Source organism: Inquilinus limosus MP06 (assembly GCF_000767795.1).
Taxonomy (GTDB): Bacteria; Pseudomonadota; Alphaproteobacteria; order DSM-16000; family Inquilinaceae; genus Inquilinus; species Inquilinus limosus_E.
Genome location: NZ_JANX01000810.1, coordinates 1 through 2,065 on the forward strand (window position 1 = coordinate 1; position 2,065 = coordinate 2,065).

General features: G+C 71.7%; 2 protein-coding genes. Both read left to right on the plus strand.

The window, feature by feature from the left end; translation table 11 throughout:
- Positions 1–1,030 (plus strand): glycerol-3-phosphate dehydrogenase (locus P409_RS32670; RefSeq protein WP_052121658.1); only part of this gene is annotated, 1,030 nt, incomplete at its 5' end.
- A 216-nt stretch (positions 1,031–1,246) separates the two neighbouring features.
- Positions 1,247–2,065: class II aldolase/adducin family protein (locus P409_RS32675; protein WP_034848491.1), on the plus strand; the 819-nt coding region annotated here is incomplete at its 3' end.

The window sequence follows — 2,065 nt, forward strand, 5'->3', positions numbered from 1 at the left end:
GCGCGGGGCGGAGATCCTGACCCGCACCGAATGCGTGTCGCTGCGGCGGCGCGACGGGCTGTGGCACGCCGTGCTGCGCCCGGCCGGCGGTGGGGCGGAGCGCCAGGTCGTCGCCCGCGCCGTCGCCAACGCCGCTGGCCCCTGGGTCGACAAGGTGCTGACGGGGGCTGCGGGACTGAAGTCCGGCAAGAAGATCCGGCTGGTGCGCGGCAGCCACATCGTGGTGCGGAAGTTCTATGACGGGCCGCAGGCCTATCTGGTGCAGAACACCGACAAGCGGGTGATCTTCATCAACCCCTATGAGAACGGCTACCTGCTGATCGGCACCACCGACATCCCGCAGACCGGCGACCCCGACACGGTGGCGGTCGACCCGGCGGAGATCGAATATCTCTGCGGCGTGCTGAACCGGGCGTTCCAGCGCCAGACCGGGCCGCAGGACGTGGTGCATTCCTTCGCCGGGGTGCGGCCGCTGTTCGACGACGACGCCGCCAACCCCTCGGCCGTCACCCGCGACTACGTCTTCGACGTCGACGATGAGGGCGGCCGGGCGCCGATCCTCTCCGTGTTCGGCGGCAAGATCACCACCTTCCGCAAGCTGGCCGAGCACGCGCTGGACCGCCTGCGCCCCTTCTTCCCGGCGATGGGCCCGGCCTGGACCGCGGCGGCGCCGCTGCCCGGCGGCGACATGCCGGGCGCCGATTTCGACCGCTGGCTGGCGGAGTTCCGCCGTCGCCATCCCTGGCTGCCGGAGGATCTGGCCCTGCATTACGGCCGGCTCTACGGCACCCGGGCCGACGCGCTGCTGGAGGGCGCCCGGTCGATGGCCGATCTCGGCCGGTCTTTCGGCGCACTGCTGTACGAGCGCGAAGTGTCCTGGCTGCGGGCGCAGGAATGGGCCGAGGACTCCGAGGACATCCTGTGGCGCCGCACCAAGCACGGGCTGCATCTATCCCCTGCCGAGACTGTTGCCTTCACCGAGTGGCTGGACGCCGCACCGGCGCCGGTCGCACAGGCGGCGGGGCGATGATAGGCTTGGCGCTTGGGCGCGGCCTTATAAACTCCCCCTCCCCTTGCGGGAGGGGGTTGGGGGAGGGGTCTGCGCGCGTCCGCGCGCGAATGGTTAGGACTTCCGTACCCGCGATCTGCTCTCGGCACCGCGAGATCGGTGCAAGCCGAGACACCCCCTCCCCCTACCCCCTCCCGCAAGGGGAGGGGGAGAGTGGATTTTCCGGGACATTTTCCCATGACCCTCGATCTTTCCGCCGACCCCGACCTCCTTGCCCTGCGCGCCCTCTCCGCCCGGCTGGGCCGCGACCCGGAGCGGGTGCAGGCGGCGGGCGGCAATACCTCGCTGAAGCGCGACGGCATCATGTGGATCAAGGCCTCCGGCACGTGGCTGGCCCGGGCCGAGGAGGAGGAGATCCTGGTGCCGGTACGGCTCGACCCGCTGCTGCGGGCGATGCGCGACGGCGACCCTGCCGCCGAGACCGCCCGCGACTTCGTGGTGGCCGAGCACAATCCCCGTGGGCTGCGGCCATCGATCGAGACCACGGTGCACGCCGTCTTCCCCTTCACCGTGGTGCTGCATGTCCATTGCGTCTCGACCATCGCGCTGGCCATCCGCAGCGATGCCGAGCCCCGGCTGGCCGAGCGGCTGGACGGGCTGTCCGGCGTTGACTGGGCCTTCATCCCCTACTGCAAGCCGGGCCTGACCCTGTCGCAGGCGATCTCGGCGCGGCTGCGGCCCGCCACCAATGTCGTGGTGCTGGGCAATCACGGGCTGGTGGTGGCGGCGGACGGCGTCGAGGAAGCGGGCGCGCTGCTGGACCAGGTTTGCGCCGCTCTCGCCCAGCCCCGCCGCCCCTCCCCCGCGGCGCAGCCGGACGCCCTCGCCGAGTTCGTCCGCGGCACGCCCTACCGGCTGCCGCAGGATCCGGTGGCGCATGACGCGGCGACCGATCCCGCCAGCCTGGCTCTGGCCACCGCCGGCGCCTTCTATCCCGATCATGTCGATCGTTCCTCGGTCGCCGCCTGGCCACGGCCGCACGCCGGCCGAGCTGGC